The organism is Flavobacterium sp. (genome assembly GCF_044361015.1).
Lineage (GTDB): Bacteria > Bacteroidota > Bacteroidia > Flavobacteriales > Flavobacteriaceae > Flavobacterium.
Map to the genome: position 1 here is coordinate 38310 of NZ_JBIKJL010000006.1, position 16273 is coordinate 54582.

Genomic DNA, 16273 nt, shown 5'->3' on the forward strand with positions numbered 1-16273 from the left:
TAAATAAATTATTGACTTTTTAATAGCGAAAAAAAAGGTAGTTTTTGTAGTCGAGTTTGAATCATAATAAAGTGTGGTATTTTTTATAGTTATGATTTTGTATTAACTTAAATAATTTTTTAAATCAGTATATGTTTTTATTTTGATGGTTTTTTTTTCTTTATTCATTATGCTTTCAATCTGTGTTGGAATGGGTAAACGGATTTCTAAAGCAGGCTCAACAGTATCTGAAAATTTTATCGGATGAGCGGTTTCTAAAAATACTCCAACGGCCTTATTGTTTTTTTTGATTTCTTCTTTTAAACCTAGAAAGCCAATTGCACCATGCGGTTCAGCAATATATTGATTTTTTGTATATAATTCTTTTAATGCAATATGTGTTTCTTCGTCAGAAAAAGAATAGGCCGAAAAATCATTTTTAAAAGCCGAAAAATCATGCTTATATAATTCCTGAATTCGTATAAAATTACTCGGATTACCAACATCCATAGCATTTGATAAACTGGCTTTTGATGGTTTTGGGTTATACATCCCATCTAACATAAAACGCGGAATGGTGTCATTTATATTGGTTGCTGCAACAAAATGGTTAATAGGTAAACCTAATTTTTTTGCTAGGATACCGGCACAAATATTTCCGAAATTACCACTTGGAACTGAAATGATGATGGGCAAATTCATTTTTTTTAATTCTTTATAAGCAAAGAAAAAATAAAACATTTGGGGAAGCCATCGAGCTACATTTATTGAATTGCCAGACGTTAGATTTTTATGGGTTAATTCAGAATCCAAAAAAGCTCTTTTTACCATATCCTGACAATCGTCAAAAACGCCATCAACTTCCAACGCTGTGATATTTTGAGCTAACGTGGTAAGTTGACGTTCTTGAATATCACTAACTTTTCCACTCGGGTAAAGAATAACTACTTCTACTCCTTGAACATTCAAAAAACCGTTAGCAACCGCTCCACCGGTATCTCCGGAAGTGGCTACTAAAATTGTGTTCTTCTGGTTAGGTTTTTTTTTATTGAAATAAGCTAAACACCTTGCCATAAATCGGGCTCCTATGTCTTTAAAAGCCATGGTTGGACCATGATAGAGTTCTAAAGAATAAATGTTTTCTTCAATTTTTGTTAATGGAAAATCGAAACACAATGTTTCTGAAATGATTTTTTTTAAATCAGCTTCAGCAATTTCAGTTCCTATAAATTGTTTAATAACAGTATAAGCAATTTCTTCATTTGAACGAGTTGCTATTGTTTCAAAAAAAGAATTTTCTAACGGATTAATACTGTCCGGAAAATAAAGTCCTTTGTCAGGAGCAAGTCCCAGAGTAACGGCTTGTTCAAAGGTTACTTTCGGAGCTTTGAGATTCAAACTTTTGTAAAGCATCAGGTTGAATTGGTTTTGAAGAATTGGTTTGTATAATGAAAAGGTAAATATAAAATAATTCTTTTATAGGTTGTGTTCTTCAACAGAAATATAAAAATTAAAACTTGATTTTTTTGTACTTTTGGTAAAAATTCAAATCTAATGAATATAAAAACCAAAGTTTTTATTTACCAGTTACTTTCTTTTGCCGCTTTTTTTATTCCGTTGCGTTTTGCAATTTCCAATTTTTCTTCTTTAGAAGGTATTTGGATTCCTTTTTTAGCTTTTGTAATAACATTAATTATAGCACCAAAATTTCAAGTAGTCAACACGAAAGATGGCTCTAAAATTTTTATGAAGTGGATTTTTAGTAAAGAGATTAAAGAATTATAATTTATTTTATAACTTCCTTCTTAGGCTCTATTATTTTCTTGTAAATTGGAATAAAATAGGAAATGGTATAGTTAAACCCAACTCCAAAAGTGCCGTCATAGGTTCTGTTAAATCCCGGAATATAAAGATTTTCAAAACCATCCGGTTCTTTGGTGTTTATCAAATAGTTTAACCTAAAACTAAAACCTGCATATAAATTGGAAAACAATTCGGCTTTTACTCCAATCAGAAATTCTCCCCATTGGGCTGATAAACCATCAAATTTTTCATCAGAAATTACTTCTGGAGCTTCCCCAAAATAAGGGTTTGGATTATAAACTTTATAGGCGTTTATTTCCTGAGAATGTGTGCTAGCTCCCACACGCAAACCAATATATATAAGGTTTTCCATATTAAGCCAGTTTTCATATACATTATAATCAAAACCAACTTTAAAATAGGAACCTTTTGTAGTAAAATTTAATCGATCGTCTTGTGTTGTCTTGTTTTCATTGCCTAATTCACCGGCGAGATAGTAGTTTTTGGTTAATCTATAATCGCCTACTAGTTCCAATCCTTTATAGTTTTCATCAAAAAAACTTTTACCAAATTTAAATAAGTCAATTCCAACTCGAACACCGTAACGCTCAGTTTTCAAAGGAATACTGTCTTTTTTGGTTTCTTGAGCTCCAATAGAAATGGAAACCAAAATTAAACCGACGCTAAAAATACATTTTGATATGGACATCATCTTCGGTTTCAATTTTGTTCTTAATTATTTCTATAGTTTCAATCCAAAATTCAGGATCACCAATCGGATTTGTGTTTTCTATCGGATTGAATAAATTCAAATCAAAATTTGTCTTAAATCCGCAGGCTCTTGAAATATAAATATCATTTCGGGTGTAATTGATACGGATACTGTCTATATTCGCCTCCGTTGCAGAAGTTGAATTGATTGTTAATTTGTATTGTGTAAAATCTTCATTTGTTTTTAAAGGGAGTTCTATTGTACTTACTAAATCAAATGTAAGTGCTGTATCAGCTCCTTCTCCTTCAGCTTTTAAATTGGCCACTACCTTTTTTACCGATGTATTTACGCTGTCATAAAACTCAATGATAAGTCGAGGTGTAGTAGGAGTTTCGGGTGTGCAGATGTCGTCTTTTTCACATCCTTGAAAAAGAAATAATAACACCACTAAAAACAATAATCGTTTCATTTATTTTTTTTCTAAAAGTACAACATTTTCTATATGATGCGTCTGCGGAAACATATCTACCGAACGTACACGGGTAACTTTATAAAGCGAGTCCATTAACGCTAAATCTCTTGCTTGTGTAGCAGAATTGCAACTGACATAAATTACTTTTTTAGGGGCAATTTGCATAATTTGTTCAACCACAACTGCATGCATTCCATCACGCGGAGGGTCTGTAATGATAACATCCGGTTTACCGTGTTTAGCAATGAAATCAGCATTAAAAACTTCTTTCATATCTCCAACATAAAATTCACAATTAGTAATGTTATTGCGTTTAGCATTTTCTTTGGCATCGTCAATAGCTTCAGGAACAGATTCCACACCAATTACTTTCTTAGCTTTTTTTGAAACAAATTGAGCAATGGTTCCGGTTCCGGTATATAAATCATAGACCAATTCATTTCCGGTTAAACCGGCAAATTCCCGCGTAATTTTATACAGTTCATAAGCTTGCTCGGAATTCGTTTGATAGAAAGATTTTGCATTGATTGAAAATTGTAATCCTTCCATTTCCTCTAAAATATAATCACGACCACTAAAAATCTTAATATCTTGATCATACAAAGTGTCGTTTGCTTTACTATTAATTACATAGAGCAAAGAAGTGATTTCCGAAAATTTATCTTTTAAAAAATTTAAAACCAATTCGCGTTGTGTTATATCTTCTTTAAAAAACTGTATCAAAACCATGATTTCTCCTGTTGAGGTTGTCCGAATCATCAATGTTCGCAACAAACCATCTTGATGTCGGGGATTAAAAAATGGAATGTTATTTTCTGTTGCAAATGATTTTAAGCTATTTCGAATAGCATTTGACGGATCTTGTTGCAAATGACATTTATTGATATCTAAAATTTTGTCCCACATTTTTGGCATGTGAAAACCTAATGCATTTCGGTTTTCAATCGTATCCTCTTGTTGAATCTCGTATTCAGAGAGCCAACGACTGTCTGAAAAGGAAAATTCCATTTTATTGCGATAAAAAAATTCTTTTGCGGAGCCTAGTATGGGTTCAAAATCAGGAAGTTCAATCTTGCCAATTCGTTTTAAATTATTATAAACTTCATTGTTTTTATAAAACAATTGTTGGTTATATTGCATGTTTTGCCATTTGCAACCGCCACAAACTCCAAAATGCTCACACTCCGGTTTTACGCGATGCGGTGAAAGTTTATGAAAATAAATTGCTTTACCTTCAAAATAGGATTTTCTTTTCTTTAAGGTTTGAACGTCAACAATGTCGCCCGGAACAACATTGGATATAAAAATTACCCGGCCATCTTCTGCTTTTGCTACAGAAACGCCTTTTGCTCCGGCATCTAAAACGTTTACTTCTTTAAATATTATTTTGTCTGTGTTTTTTCTTCCCATTTGGCAAAAATAAGGTATTCAATAAGATAATTAATCGGGTATTGAAATTATTTTTTAAAACAAATAATGCCCTCGAAAGAAGGCGTTTTAGAACTTAATTAATTTTTTAATAAGCAATATTGAACGCAACATTAGTCAATACCATTACATTTCCATCTGAATCATCAACTAGCGATCCGGAGAAAGTACCTATGTATTTTCCGTCTGAATTTGTAGTAAGGTTTGAGGTAAAATTATCGGAATCCTGAACGTAATAAACATCAGCTGTTTCTTAATCAAATCCCCAAATTAAATTCTGATCGTTAGCACCATACTCTCAAGTAATAGTAATTACTTTAGTAGGTTCACTGTTTGTTGTAGCGGTTACAATAATATCTGAATATCCGTCATAATTAATTTTATAATACTTAAAAGATATTAAACTTCGTTTCAACTCAGTTAAATTTTGCAGTAACATAATTCACGTCTGCTATGTCATCATCAGAGGAACAAGAAGTTATTCCCACTAAAGTGAAACTTAATAATAAAAATAGAATTTTTTTATTTCAATTTTTTTAATTTTTGCAAAAAATAAAAATTTATTCTTAATTAGTAATCTTTTTTAATATTTGATTAATAAAGAGTTTTACTGCTTACTATTTTTTTTTATGAATCATCTCATTATTTTCAACGGTTTATTCGTTATTTTTGCTTCTGTTTAGGATGATTTCTCTCCAAAAGTAGGAATTGACAAGCAGTTAATTTTAAATTCAAGAAAATGTCAGTTTTAGAAAAAATCAATTCAAAAGAATTTATCGCCTTAGAAGATCGATTTGGTGCTCATAATTATCATCCGTTGCCGGTCGTACTGAGTAGAGGAGAAGGAGTATATGTGTGGGATGTAGACGGAAAAAAATATTATGATTTTTTATCTGCTTATTCAGCGGTGAACCAAGGTCATTGTCATCCAAAAATAGTGAATGCTCTGGTGCAACAGGCTCAAACGTTGACGTTGACTTCGAGAGCTTTTTACAATGATAAATTAGGGAAATATGAAAAATATATTACCGAATTATTTGGGTTTGATAAAATATTACCCATGAATACGGGAGCTGAAGCGGTTGAAACAGCTATCAAAATTTGTAGAAAATGGGCTTATGAAAAAAAAGGTATCGATGAACATGAAGCTATAATTGTTGTTTGTGACAATAATTTTCACGGACGAACAACTACAATCATCTCTTTTTCTAATGATGAAAATGCCAGAAAAAACTTTGGTCCTTACACAGTAGGATTTATCAAGATTCCTTATGATGATATTGAAGCCTTTCAATTTGTTTTAGAAAACAATAAAAATATTGCCGGATTTTTAGTTGAACCTATTCAAGGAGAAGCCGGTGTTTATGTTCCGGCAGAAAACTATTTAGAACAAGTGAAAGAACTTTGTGATCAATACAATGTTCTTTTTATTGCTGACGAGGTACAAACCGGAATTGCCAGAACAGGTTCTTTACTGGCTGTTTGTGGCAATTGTACTTGCGAAAACAATTGTGAAAGACAAAATACATATGCTAAACCCGATATCCTGATTTTAGGAAAAGCAGTTTCCGGTGGCGTTTATCCGGTTTCGGCAGTTTTAGCGGATGATAACATTATGCATGTGATTAAACCCGGACAACATGGTTCTACATTTGGAGGAAACCCATTAGCTGCAGCAGTTGCAAAAGCAGCTTTGGAAGTAGTTGGACAAGAAAATTTAATTCAAAATGCCCGTGCTTTGGGTAAATTATTTAGAGCAAAATTAAGCGAGTATATTGAAAATAGTTCCATCGTAAGTTTAGTGCGAGGTAAAGGGTTGCTGAATGCTATTGTAATTAATGATACAGAAGATAGCTCAACAGCATGGGATATTTGTATGAAATTAGCTGAAAACGGATTGCTTGCGAAACCTACCCACGGAAACATCATTCGTTTTGCTCCACCTTTGGTTATGAATGAAGAACAGTTGTTGGATTGTGTTTCAATTATCATCAAAACATTGAAAGAGTTTGAAAAATAAGAAGGAAGCTACTTTGAAAGTGGCTTTTTTTATAGCTTAGATTTATTTAATAGACTATGACTTTATACAAATAGGAAACAACCATGATGACAGCTGTGACGGTTCCAAAAAGCATAATTATCTTATGATAGTTTCTGGATTTATCAACAAAACTGATGCCAATAAAGACAAAAAATAAAAGCATTGTATAAATAGCCGGATACATGTAAAATGCTGCAGTAAATTCCCCTTCCAACAATAAAACAATGGCACGCTGAATACCACAGCCTAAACAGTCAATGCCAAATAGTTTTTTTGATAAACAGGGAAGCATGTATTCTTCCATAAGTTTTAACTTTTATTGATTCACAATTTTACAAAAAAAAGAGTTTGCAATACAAGTAGTAAACTTATAATTTTAATTTCTACATTTGGAATCCATTGAAAAGAGATTTCATTTTAAATTTCCACCATGAAAAAAGTTATTATTCCAATCATGTTAATCGCAGTTTTTTTTGCTTTTTATACACCGAAAGAAAGTAATTATAAGGTCTATATAAAAGTTGCTGCAATTGTAATTTTAATGATAGGGGTAATGAAACTTATGCAAAAAGTTCCAAGTAAAAATCAAGAAAAAGAAGAAGAGGATGTTTAATATAGGAGACAAAGTTGCAGCGTTAGACGAGGATATTTCTGGCGTGGTTGTTTCCATTAAAAACAACGAAGTGGAAGTAGAAACTACAGACGGATTCCTGATGACATATTTTGTCAAGGAACTAATTAAGACAAACATTACCAGTGAATTAAGTAGTTTTATTTCAACAGATAAATTATACAAAGCAATTCAGGAAAAAACAGAACCAACTAAGCGTAGTTTTGTTAAAGAAAAGAAATCCCGAAAGGATGATTTTGTCTTAGAAGTCGATTTACATATCGAAAAATTAGTTCCTTCTAAACGCGGAATGAACAACTACGATATTTTAAATTTACAAATGGAAACAGCAAAAAGGCAACTCGAATTTGCTATTAAAAATAAAATGCCAAAAGTCGTTTTTATTCACGGCGTAGGTGAAGGGGTTTTAAAAGCCGAATTAGACTTTTTATTAGGCCGTTATGAAAACCTCAAATTTCAGGATGCCGATTATCAAAAATACGGTTTAGGGGCAACGGAGGTTTATTTTATCCAGAAAAAACTTTTATAAAGGCGTTACGAATTCACCATATTCATATACATCTCCCAATTTAAAAGTTACTCCGTTACTAAGCATAGTAACTTTTTTCAGTGTCACTTTTTGACGATAACCCACTAACGGACTTTGATTGTCTGTCGGAATTAAATATTCTTCTGTAGTGGTCACTTCAATCATTCCGCTTACGTTGGTTACTCCATCTTCCGAAACCCATTTTTGATCTAATACCGGATAAGAAAGCGGTGGTGATGTGCAGGCAAATGCATCATTAATATTGTCACTGTAATACCGTAATTCAACTTGGTTAGTGTCGTCAATTAACGCTTTTCTTGGGCTGTCAACAGGTGTGACTTCATTTTGAAAAAGCGTTGCATCTACTGCAAAAGTTAACGCTTGTGTGCCTGAAATTTTATATAAAAAGTTATAGTCAGTAGAACAATTTTTTACGGCAAATCCCTCAAAATTAGCGGGTGGCGTGGCTGAAGTGATATAATTCCCAAAGGTTAAAGATTCAAACAATTGTTCTTTTCCATTTCCTTTTTGAAAATTTACATTTCGTAAAATAATATTATGTGTATAGCCCGTAATGATAGAGGAATTAAGTGTTTCATTAACGGTTTTGTTTACAGTTGTCACTATTTCAATTGTTCCGGCAAGAGCATTCCATTCTTCAGTTACTACAGGTGTTGCAGGGGGAATAGTGTTGCAAATATCACCGGTTGTGAGGGTTCCATCATAAATTCTATAAATTACTTTATTGGCTCCTCCAATGTTTACAGGTCTCGGAGTGCCGGGAGTCGTTATTTCATTTATAAAATTACTTTCCGGAATTTGAACGAGTAATACTTCTACATTATTTATTTTATAGATAAAAAAACCTGAAACACCACTGTTGCACTGGTTTGTAGATACATCTGAAAAATTAAATGTTTCAATATCAAAGTCTCCGTCATCACAAGCATTAAGCGTGAACATAAGCACCAAAAAGCCTATAAATCGTTTCATAGTTTTATAAATTTAAAGCAAAAATAGGATTTTTAATTTCTTTCAAAAGCATTTCTATTTAATTAGTATGATTTTAACCATTATGCTTATCTTTGAAACTGTTTCATAAATCCGTAACAAATGAAAAATATTTTCCTATTCATCTTTTTTTTATTCTCAACAATCACTTTTAGTCAAAATCTTCAATCGCCTGATAAACAATTGGAATTAACTGTTGGAGTAAACAAAATTGGACGCCCATATTATAGCTTAAATTATAAAACGAAACCGGTGCTTCAAACCAGTTTTTTAGGAGTGGTTCTTAAAAAAACGAATACGTTAGCAGCGGATTTCGAAATTTTAAAAACCACTTTTTCAACCGTTAATGATAGTTGGAAACCGGTTTTAGGTGAACAAAAAGAAATTCAAAATCAATATAACCAAATGACTGTCGAGTTATTTCAAAGGCCAACCAAACGGAAAATGAATGTTGTTTTCAGATTATTCGACGAGGGTTTAGCTTTCCGATATGAATTTCCTACTCAACCCGAATTAAATTATTTTGTCATTACGGATGAAGTGACGCAATTTGCTTTAGCAGGTGATCATAAAGCCTTTTGGATTCCCGGTGATTATGATAGCCAGGAATATGTTTATAATGAAACAAAATTGTCTCAAGTTGATGTGTCTAAATTAGACATGAACAATGGAATTGGCATGAAAGGGCCGATGACAAATTCCCGTATTCAATCTCCTGTAATGATGAAATCAGCCGATGGATTGTATATCAATATCTTTGAAGCTGCGGTGGTCAATTATCCCATCATGCATTTAGAGTTAGATACCACTACTTTTTTGATGCAATCTCATTTGGTGCCCAATGCCATTGGAGATAAAGCTTATTTGCAAGCTCCTGCTAATTCACCTTGGCGAACAATCATGGTGAGTGATGATGCTCGTAAAATTCTTGCTTCAAAAATGACCTTGAACTTAAATGAGCCTTCAAAAATTGAAGATACGTCATGGATTAAACCAATGAAATACGTCGGTATTTGGTGGGAAATGCATGTAGGAAAAGCTACTTGGGACTATGCTGGTTCACAAAACGCTCAAATGGCTCAGGATGCGGAGTTAAAACCAACCGGAAAACACGGAGCAACTACTGAAAACACAAAACGATATATTGATTTTGCAGCCAAGCATGGTTTTGATGGGGTATTAGTGGAAGGTTGGAATATTGGTTGGGAAGATTGGTTTGGTAACTGGAAAGAAAACGTGTTTGATTTTGTTACTGCTTATCCTGATTTTAATGTGGAGGAAGTTCAAAAATATGCCGAATCTAAAGGAATTAAAATGATTATGCACCACGAAACGTCCGGTTCGGTTGCCAATTACGAAAGACGTTTGGACCGTGCTTTTTCTTTTATGAAAAAACATAATTATAACGCAGTAAAAAGCGGTTATGTTGGCAAAATTATTCCAAGAGGCGAGTGGCATGATGGACAAACTATGGTTAACCATTTCAATTGGGTAGTCGAAAGAGCAGCAGAATATAAAATCATGGTCAATTCTCACGAATCATCTCGGCCTACCGGTGTTCATCGAACGTACCCTAACTACATTGCGGCGGAAGCAGCCCGAGGAAATGAATTCAATGCTTGGAGCATCGGTAATCCGCCTATGCACGAAACTATTCTTCCTTTTACACGATTTTTAGGTGGACCGATGGATTACACGCCCGGAATTTTTGAAATCAAAATGAATCATTATGATGCAACTAAAAAAGAGCAGGTGCACACCACCCTAGCGAAACAATTGGCTTTGTATGTAACGATCTACAGTCCATTGCAAATGGCAGCTGATTTGCCCGAAAATTACGAGCGTTATCCTGATGCGTTTCAATTCATCAAAGATGTGGATTTAGATTGGGATGAAACTAAAATCATAGAAGCTGAACCTGGTGATTACCTCACCATTGCCCGTAAAACAAAAGGGAAAGAATCTTGGTTTTTAGGAACCATAACAGATGAAAATGCCAGAAACTCGGAAATAACTTTAGACTTTTTAACCCCCGGCAAAAAATATAAAGCGACGATTTATCAAGATGGAAAAGACGCCCATTGGGAAAAAAATCCAAAAGCTTACACAATTAAAAAAATGGAAGTAACATCAAAAACAAAACTGAAATTAATCCTTGCCGCCGGTGGAGGATCAGCGATTAGTTTCATTCCTCTAAATTAATTTTTTGTCATTCCGAAAGATGACGAAGTCGATATAGGAATCTCCTGCGAAGTAGGGAAAAAATAAAGTAAGAGAATCTTATAAATAAATACTTTTTTAATTACAATGATATTCTTTCAATGAACAAAATATACCTCGATAATGCCTCCACCACCGCCATTCATCCCGAAGTAATTCAGGAAATGACTCGCGTGATGAAATCGGAATATGGTAATCCTTCCTCCTCGCACAGTTTTGGTCGGGGAGCAAAAGCAGTCTTGGAATCCGCCAGAAAAAGGATAGCAAAACAACTCAACTGTTCGGCTCAGGAAATAATTTTTACCTCTTCCGGAACAGAAGCCAACAATTGGATTTTGCATAATGCGGTTAAAAAGATTGGAATAAAACGCATCATCACCTCCAAAATGGAACACCATGCTGTAGTATACCCCATCCTGGCATTGCAAATGGAATTCGGAATCGAAGTAGAGTTCTTAAAGGTTTTACCGAATGGACAAGTTGATTATTTGCAATTGACGGCTTTGTTGGATAACCACACTCCAACGCTAGTGAGCTTGATGCATGTGAACAATGAAACTGGCGTGGTCTTAGATATTGAGCGGGTAGGAGAGTTATGCAAACTGCACAAAGCCTATTTTCACTCGGATACTGTACAATCAATGGGAAAAACCGAGCTTGATTTACAACAGCTTAACATTGATTTCCTGGTCGCTAGTGGCCACAAGTTTCACGGGCCTAAAGGAGTCGGATTTGCTTTTATTAAAAAGAACACGCCCATAGCAGCCTTGTTAGTGGGAGGGGAGCAGGAAAAAGGGCTTCGTGCCGGTACGGAAGCAGTACACCAAATTGCCGGCATAGCAAAAGCCTTGGAACTCGCTAATGAAGGCTTGGAAAGTCAACGAGATACCATCTTTGAACTAAAAAAATATACCATTGAAAAGCTGACGGCTCAATTTCCTTCCGTAAAATTTAATGGCGGACTGGAAACATTTTACACGATTTTAAATGTGCAATTGCCTTTAGCAGAAGATAAAAAAAGTATAATTTTATTTGAATTGGACATGAAAGGAGTTGCCGTTTCTCGTGGAAGTGCCTGCCAGTCGGGTAGTATAAAACCATCTCATGTGTTGGTGGAATTCCTCTCGGAACCAGAATTAAAAAAACCAAGCTTACGCCTGTCATTTAATCAACACAATACCAAAGAAGAAATCGATTATTTTGTTTCGTGTTTAGCAGCGATGTAAGTGAGAATGATTATTTTTGCCTACCAACACAACCATAATGTATAAACTACTCATTCGACCTATATTGTTCTGCTTTGACCCGGAACAAGTGCATTATTTTACTTTTTCAGTCATTCGTTTTCTCCATAAGATACCTGGCGTTGGAAAACTCTTCCAAGCTATGTATGAAGTGAAAAATCCAAAACTGGAACGAGAAGTATTCGGCTTGAAATTCAAAAACCCTGTCGGATTAGCCGCCGGATTTGACAAGGATGCAAAACTATACAAAGAACTCTCCAGCTTCGGATTTGGCTTCATCGAAATCGGAACCTTAACGCCCAAGCCACAAGAAGGCAATCCCAAAAAAAGATTATTTCGATTAAAAGAAGATGCCGCTATTATCAACCGAATGGGGTTTAATAATGGTGGTGTTTTAGAAGCAGTAGAACGATTGAAAAAGAACAAAGGCGTTTTAATAGGCGGAAATATTGGGAAGAATAAAAATACACCTAACGAAGAAGCAGCTTCTGATTATATGATTTGTTTTGAAGCCCTGTTTCCACACGTAGATTATTTTGTAGTGAATGTGAGTTCGCCTAACACTCCTAATTTAAGAGCCTTACAAGATAAAGAGCCACTGACCAATTTATTGCAAACCTTGCAAAACCTAAATGAAGCTAAACCCAAACAAAAACCAATCCTACTCAAAATCGCTCCCGATTTAACCGATGAGCAATTGTTAGACATCATTGATATTGTAAATGAAACTAAAATTGCCGGTGTCATAGCTACCAACACAACCTTATCCCGGGAAGGATTATTAGCTGAAAACAAACAGGAAATAGGTGGTTTAAGTGGTAAACCCCTGACCAAACGTTCCACAGAAGTTATCCGTTTTCTGAGTGAAAAAAGCAACAAAGCCTTCCCAATCATTGGAGTGGGGGGAATTCATTCTGCAGATGATGCCATTGAAAAGTTAAATGCCGGAGCCAGTTTAATTCAGCTCTACACGGGCTTTATCTATGAAGGTCCGGGATTAATCAAGGAAATCAACAACCGAATTTTGAAAGAATTATAACTTCCCAATTCATAATTTTAATGCTCCCTTTCCTCCTCGCTTCCATCGCTTTAACGCTTTCCCCTGGACCGGATATTCTGTATGTCCTCACCCAAAGCATCTCTAACGGGAAAAAGTACGGCATTGCCACAGCATTAGGATTAGTCTCCGGAATTTTGGTACATACCATATTAATTGCGTTAGGTGTTTCAGCTGTTATCAAAGAAGCGGAAGTAATTTATACAGCTATCAAAGTTTTTGGAGCTTGTTATTTGCTTTGGATTGCCTACCAAGTCTATAAAACTCCGGCTTCCATTACTTTGAATACCTCGGCAAAGCCACAAAAATCAATGCTGGCTTTAGTGAAACAAGGGTTCATCATGAATGTATTAAACCCAAAAGTAACCTTGTTTTTCTTAGCTTTTTTCCCAGGATTTATTGACAAAAAGGCGGGCAATGTCACCCAACAGATTTATGTGCTGGGTTTAGTGTTCATGCTCCAAGCCTTTCTGATTTTTGCTACGGTCAGCATCGTCGCCGATAAACTAACGAGGTTCATACGCCACAACGAAAAGTTTGCTGTGTTTTTAAAGTGGTTACAAATTATTGTGTTTTTAGGTATAGCGGTGTTGATTTTGGTATAACTGTTTAGTGATGACACTAGGTTTTTTTTAACCTAAATAATCACAACGGTTTTTAATACCACAGTAACAATTCAAAAACCAACTGTCCTGCTGAGCCTGTCGAAGTATCTTTCAATTGTAAACCAAAACCCATTTCGAAGCACCGTTTTTTTTCACCCTTTAGGGTCGGGGTGAGAAAAAAAACAAACAAGAAAAAACTAACAGTTAACCAAAAACCCAATTCAAAAACCAACTCTCCTGCTGAGCCTGTCGAAGTATCTTTCAATTGTAAACCAAAACCCATTTCGAAGTACCTTTTTTTCTACCTTTCAAGGCTGGGCCAAAACAAAATCAGTTTTATAGCAAATCGTTTTTTGTATTGATTTTATGAAGGACTGAAACACAATAAAATCAGTCATCCTGCCAATTGGTCTTTGAGTACACCCAAGTATCCTATAAAACAACACAAATCGATCTTTCGCTCCCCACAAAAACCCAAAATACAACCCCAATGCCAAAATCCCAATGTTAAGTTTTTCCCTAAACTAAAAACTTAACCTTGCAATTCGGTTTCAATCAATTAACTTTGTTTAACATTAAATTAATAATAACATAACAATCAACTCATTCACACAAGCATATGGAAGAAAATAAAACCCCGGAAGCTCCGGCAGCAGAAGTACAAAAAACGGCTACACCGGCTCCAAAACCGGCAACTCCCGTAAGAAAACCGGCTACACCGGCAGCAAAAACAACAGCATCGGCGGCAAAACCGGCGGCAACAGCAAAACCAGCGGCTCCTAAAAGAACCGCAACGCCTAGAACAACAACCGCAAAACCTGCCGCTGCAACACCTGCGGTACGCAAACCTGCCGTAAAAAGCTCCCCGTTAGTCGACCGCATGGAACAAACCGCTCCTGCACCAAGAAGAGTGGCCGCCACTACTCCCGCCAAACCGGAAGAAGTAGCTATGAAAGTAACCACCGTGGAAGTAACTTCCACCTTGGACAAAAAGACCCTTAAAAAACTAAAAAAGAAAATGAAAAAGGTAAAAGAAGAAGAGAAAAAAGCAAAAAAGAAAGAAAAAGAAAAAGCAAAAAAAGCAAAAGCGAAAGAGAAAGAAAAAGCAAAGAAAGCCAAAGCAAAAGAAAAAGCCAAAGCGAAAGAAAAAGCGAAAAAAGCTAAGAAAAAAGCGTCCGGCAAAAAGAAAAAATAACTAGCCTAACCAAAAAATAGAAACCCAGTGTTTCTATTTTTTTTTGCTTATTCCAACCTCCCTCAGTACCTTAGTGCCTTAGGCCCTCAGCCCCTCCAAAAAAACCATTTTCACAAAACAAAATACTTTCCTATATTTGAGCACCGATGCAACCAATAAAAATAATCGAATGTCCGCGGGATGCCATGCAAGGCATCAAAACCTTTATTCCCACCGAGCGCAAAGTAGCCTATATTCAGTCGCTCTTGCGAGTAGGCTTTGACACACTAGACTTTGGAAGTTTTGTTTCCCCCAAAGCAATTCCGCAAATGGCCGATACTGCTGAGGTGCTGGCAGGTTTAGACTTATCGCAAACCCGCAGTAAATTACTCGCCATCATTGCCAATACACAAGGAGTAAAACTCGCTTCTGCACATGAAGCAATACAATACTTAGGGTATCCCTTTTCTATTTCAGAGAACTTCCAGATGCGTAATACACACAAAACCATTGCGGAATCCATCAAAACCTTAGAAGAAATACTGGAAATAGCCGAACATTCGAATAAAGAAGTAGTGACTTATTTGTCAATGGGTTTTGGAAACCCTTATGGCGATCGTTGGAACGTAGACATCGTAGGAGAGTGGACAGAAAAGTTAGCAGGCATGGGTGTAAAAATAGTGTCACTATCCGACACAATTGGCAGTTCGACACCCGATATAATAGACTATTTATTTTCGAATTTGATTCCAAAATACCCACATATTGAGTTTGGTGCTCACCTTCATACCACACCCGATAAGTGGTTTGAAAAAGTGGACGCAGCCTACAAGGCAGGTTGTCGCCGTTTTGACGGGGCCATTCAAGGTTTTGGTGGTTGCCCCATGGCCAAAGACGACTTAACAGGAAACATGCCGACAGAGAAGTTATTGTCTTACTTTACCACCCAAAAGGAAAATACAAACACAAGCCCAATGAGCTTTGAAAGTGCTTATAATGAAGCAACGAAGGTGTTTGGTGAGTTTCATTAAAGGGTTGGGTTGTAATTTTCAACTTTTGTTCGGGATTAGGTGCACATTTGTTCGCAAAACACCCCCTTTTTCCGAAGCCCGTTAGAACAAATACCGAACATGTATCGAACAAAACCACTCTGAAATCCAAAAAAATCGTCAAAGGGAATCAACTTAGGTCAAAAGCAGTTAAAACAGGTCAAATGCATTCAAAAAGAGATTTAAATCCCCAACAATGTAATGTGCAAAACCCAATCAAAAGAGAACTATCTCCTTACATACGACTGACCTAAGGCATAGTTGTTGTACCCTTCAAGATGGCATAAAAGACAAATAATGTAGGTAAGTTGTTTCATT

The 16273-nt window shown here is 35.5% G+C and carries 17 protein-coding genes; 10 read left to right on the forward strand and 7 right to left on the reverse strand.

The annotated features are described in order from the left end of the window. Positions 1-102: 102 nt before the first annotated feature. Positions 103-1392, reverse strand: coding sequence for a threonine synthase (thrC, locus tag ACIQ2Z_RS03405; RefSeq protein WP_396182757.1), 1290 nt, complete (start codon positions 1390-1392; stop codon positions 103-105). Positions 1393-1533: 141 nt separating this feature from the next. Between thrC and ACIQ2Z_RS03410 the strand changes: the two genes are divergently transcribed. Continuing rightward, positions 1534-1764, forward strand: coding sequence for a hypothetical protein (locus ACIQ2Z_RS03410; protein ID WP_396182758.1), 231 nt, complete (start codon positions 1534-1536; stop codon positions 1762-1764). Between the two features lies 1 nt (position 1765). Here ACIQ2Z_RS03410 and ACIQ2Z_RS03415 read toward each other — a convergent pair whose 3' ends face one another. The 3 genes from ACIQ2Z_RS03415 to rlmD are packed head-to-tail and all read right to left on the reverse strand — an operon-like array spanning position 1766 to position 4376. Further along, positions 1766-2494, reverse strand: a complete 729-nt coding sequence (locus ACIQ2Z_RS03415; protein ID WP_396182759.1) for a DUF6048 family protein — start codon at positions 2492-2494, stop codon at positions 1766-1768. Next, positions 2466-2963: a DUF6452 family protein gene (locus ACIQ2Z_RS03420; RefSeq protein WP_396182760.1), complete on the reverse strand. Its 498-nt coding sequence runs from the start codon at positions 2961-2963 to the stop codon at positions 2466-2468. Before ACIQ2Z_RS03420 ends, ACIQ2Z_RS03415 begins: the two co-directional genes overlap by 29 nt. Further along, positions 2964-4376: a 23S rRNA (uracil(1939)-C(5))-methyltransferase RlmD gene (gene rlmD / locus ACIQ2Z_RS03425; protein ID WP_396182761.1), complete on the reverse strand. Its 1413-nt coding sequence runs from the start codon at positions 4374-4376 to the stop codon at positions 2964-2966. A gap of 757 nt (positions 4377-5133) precedes the next feature. On the opposite strand from rlmD, the gene rocD reads away from it, so the two are divergent. After that, on the forward strand, positions 5134-6414 hold the full coding sequence (gene rocD / locus ACIQ2Z_RS03430) for an ornithine--oxo-acid transaminase (protein ID WP_396182762.1): 1281 nt from the start codon (positions 5134-5136) through the stop codon (positions 6412-6414). 46 nt (positions 6415-6460) lie between these two features. Here the strand turns inward: rocD and ACIQ2Z_RS03435 are convergent, their stop codons facing one another. Beyond that, the gene (locus ACIQ2Z_RS03435) at positions 6461-6739 is read right to left on the reverse strand and encodes a DUF2752 domain-containing protein (RefSeq protein ID WP_396182763.1); all 279 of its coding nucleotides are present in this window, start codon (positions 6737-6739) and stop codon (positions 6461-6463) included. A 126-nt stretch (positions 6740-6865) separates the two neighbouring features. On the opposite strand from ACIQ2Z_RS03435, the gene ACIQ2Z_RS03440 reads away from it, so the two are divergent. Together ACIQ2Z_RS03440 and ACIQ2Z_RS03445 are read left to right on the forward strand one after the other, a co-directional pair. Beyond that, a complete protein-coding gene (locus ACIQ2Z_RS03440; protein ID WP_396182764.1) occupies positions 6866-7048 on the forward strand; it encodes a hypothetical protein in 183 nt (60 codons plus the stop codon). Next, positions 7041-7595, forward strand: a complete 555-nt coding sequence (locus ACIQ2Z_RS03445) for a Smr/MutS family protein (RefSeq protein ID WP_396182765.1) — start codon at positions 7041-7043, stop codon at positions 7593-7595. The genes ACIQ2Z_RS03440 and ACIQ2Z_RS03445 overlap by 8 nt, the downstream gene beginning before the upstream one ends. Here ACIQ2Z_RS03445 and ACIQ2Z_RS03450 read toward each other — a convergent pair. Next, positions 7590-8588, reverse strand: a complete 999-nt coding sequence (locus ACIQ2Z_RS03450; protein WP_396182766.1) for a hypothetical protein — start codon at positions 8586-8588, stop codon at positions 7590-7592. The genes ACIQ2Z_RS03445 and ACIQ2Z_RS03450 overlap by 6 nt on opposite strands. A gap of 120 nt (positions 8589-8708) precedes the next feature. Between ACIQ2Z_RS03450 and ACIQ2Z_RS03455 the strand changes: the two genes are divergently transcribed. The 4 genes from ACIQ2Z_RS03455 (at position 8709) to ACIQ2Z_RS03470 (ending at position 13732) form a co-directional block, all read left to right on the forward strand. After that, positions 8709-10808 carry a glycoside hydrolase family 97 protein gene (locus tag ACIQ2Z_RS03455; RefSeq protein WP_396182767.1) on the forward strand — a complete coding sequence of 700 codons (2100 nt, stop codon included), beginning with the start codon at positions 8709-8711 and terminating at the stop codon, positions 10806-10808. A 119-nt stretch (positions 10809-10927) separates the two neighbouring features. Continuing rightward, positions 10928-12052 carry a cysteine desulfurase family protein gene (locus tag ACIQ2Z_RS03460; RefSeq protein WP_396182768.1) on the forward strand — a complete coding sequence of 375 codons (1125 nt, stop codon included), beginning with the start codon at positions 10928-10930 and terminating at the stop codon, positions 12050-12052. Positions 12053-12089: 37 nt separating this feature from the next. After that, complete coding sequence (locus ACIQ2Z_RS03465; RefSeq protein ID WP_396182769.1) at positions 12090-13109, forward strand: quinone-dependent dihydroorotate dehydrogenase; 1020 nt, start codon at positions 12090-12092, stop codon at positions 13107-13109. 20 nt (positions 13110-13129) lie between these two features. Continuing rightward, positions 13130-13732 (forward strand): LysE family translocator, encoded by a 603-nt coding sequence (locus ACIQ2Z_RS03470; protein WP_396182770.1) that lies wholly within the window; start codon positions 13130-13132, stop codon positions 13730-13732. A 52-nt stretch (positions 13733-13784) separates the two neighbouring features. Here the strand turns inward: ACIQ2Z_RS03470 and ACIQ2Z_RS03475 are convergent, their stop codons facing one another. Then, the gene (locus tag ACIQ2Z_RS03475; RefSeq protein ID WP_396182771.1) at positions 13785-14015 is read right to left on the reverse strand and encodes a hypothetical protein; all 231 of its coding nucleotides are present in this window, start codon (positions 14013-14015) and stop codon (positions 13785-13787) included. A gap of 336 nt (positions 14016-14351) precedes the next feature. Here ACIQ2Z_RS03475 and ACIQ2Z_RS03480 point away from each other — a divergent pair, with 336 nt between their 5' ends. Further along, the gene (locus ACIQ2Z_RS03480; RefSeq protein WP_396182772.1) at positions 14352-14927 is read left to right on the forward strand and encodes a hypothetical protein; all 576 of its coding nucleotides are present in this window, start codon (positions 14352-14354) and stop codon (positions 14925-14927) included. Positions 14928-15073: 146 nt separating this feature from the next. Then, entirely contained in the window at positions 15074-15937 is an 864-nt protein-coding gene (locus ACIQ2Z_RS03485) for a hydroxymethylglutaryl-CoA lyase (RefSeq protein WP_396182773.1), read from the forward strand. Positions 15938-16273 lie beyond the last annotated feature (336 nt).

Bases quoted from the DNA above. Each gene is read 5' to 3' on its own strand.
- ACIQ2Z_RS03420 (WP_396182760.1), bottom strand. From the start codon at position 2,963: ATGAAACGATTATTGTTTTTAGTGGTGTTATTATTTCTTTTTCAAGGA.
- ACIQ2Z_RS03485 (WP_396182773.1), top strand. From the start codon at position 15,074: ATGCAACCAATAAAAATAATCGAATGTCCGCGGGATGCCATGCAAGGC.
- ACIQ2Z_RS03475 (WP_396182771.1), bottom strand. From the start codon at position 14,015: ATGGGTTTTGGTTTACAATTGAAAGATACTTCGACAGGCTCAGCAGGA.
- ACIQ2Z_RS03470 (WP_396182770.1), top strand. From the start codon at position 13,130: ATGCTCCCTTTCCTCCTCGCTTCCATCGCTTTAACGCTTTCCCCTGGA.
- ACIQ2Z_RS03440 (WP_396182764.1), top strand. From the start codon at position 6,866: ATGAAAAAAGTTATTATTCCAATCATGTTAATCGCAGTTTTTTTTGCT.
- rocD (WP_396182762.1), top strand. From the start codon at position 5,134: ATGTCAGTTTTAGAAAAAATCAATTCAAAAGAATTTATCGCCTTAGAA.
- thrC (WP_396182757.1), bottom strand. From the start codon at position 1,392: ATGCTTTACAAAAGTTTGAATCTCAAAGCTCCGAAAGTAACCTTTGAA.
- ACIQ2Z_RS03465 (WP_396182769.1), top strand. From the start codon at position 12,090: ATGTATAAACTACTCATTCGACCTATATTGTTCTGCTTTGACCCGGAA.
- ACIQ2Z_RS03455 (WP_396182767.1), top strand. From the start codon at position 8,709: ATGAAAAATATTTTCCTATTCATCTTTTTTTTATTCTCAACAATCACT.
- ACIQ2Z_RS03445 (WP_396182765.1), top strand. From the start codon at position 7,041: ATGTTTAATATAGGAGACAAAGTTGCAGCGTTAGACGAGGATATTTCT.
- ACIQ2Z_RS03460 (WP_396182768.1), top strand. From the start codon at position 10,928: ATGAACAAAATATACCTCGATAATGCCTCCACCACCGCCATTCATCCC.
- ACIQ2Z_RS03480 (WP_396182772.1), top strand. From the start codon at position 14,352: ATGGAAGAAAATAAAACCCCGGAAGCTCCGGCAGCAGAAGTACAAAAA.
- ACIQ2Z_RS03410 (WP_396182758.1), top strand. From the start codon at position 1,534: ATGAATATAAAAACCAAAGTTTTTATTTACCAGTTACTTTCTTTTGCC.
- rlmD (WP_396182761.1), bottom strand. From the start codon at position 4,376: ATGGGAAGAAAAAACACAGACAAAATAATATTTAAAGAAGTAAACGTT.
- ACIQ2Z_RS03435 (WP_396182763.1), bottom strand. From the start codon at position 6,739: ATGGAAGAATACATGCTTCCCTGTTTATCAAAAAAACTATTTGGCATT.
- ACIQ2Z_RS03415 (WP_396182759.1), bottom strand. From the start codon at position 2,494: ATGATGTCCATATCAAAATGTATTTTTAGCGTCGGTTTAATTTTGGTT.
- ACIQ2Z_RS03450 (WP_396182766.1), bottom strand. From the start codon at position 8,588: ATGAAACGATTTATAGGCTTTTTGGTGCTTATGTTCACGCTTAATGCT.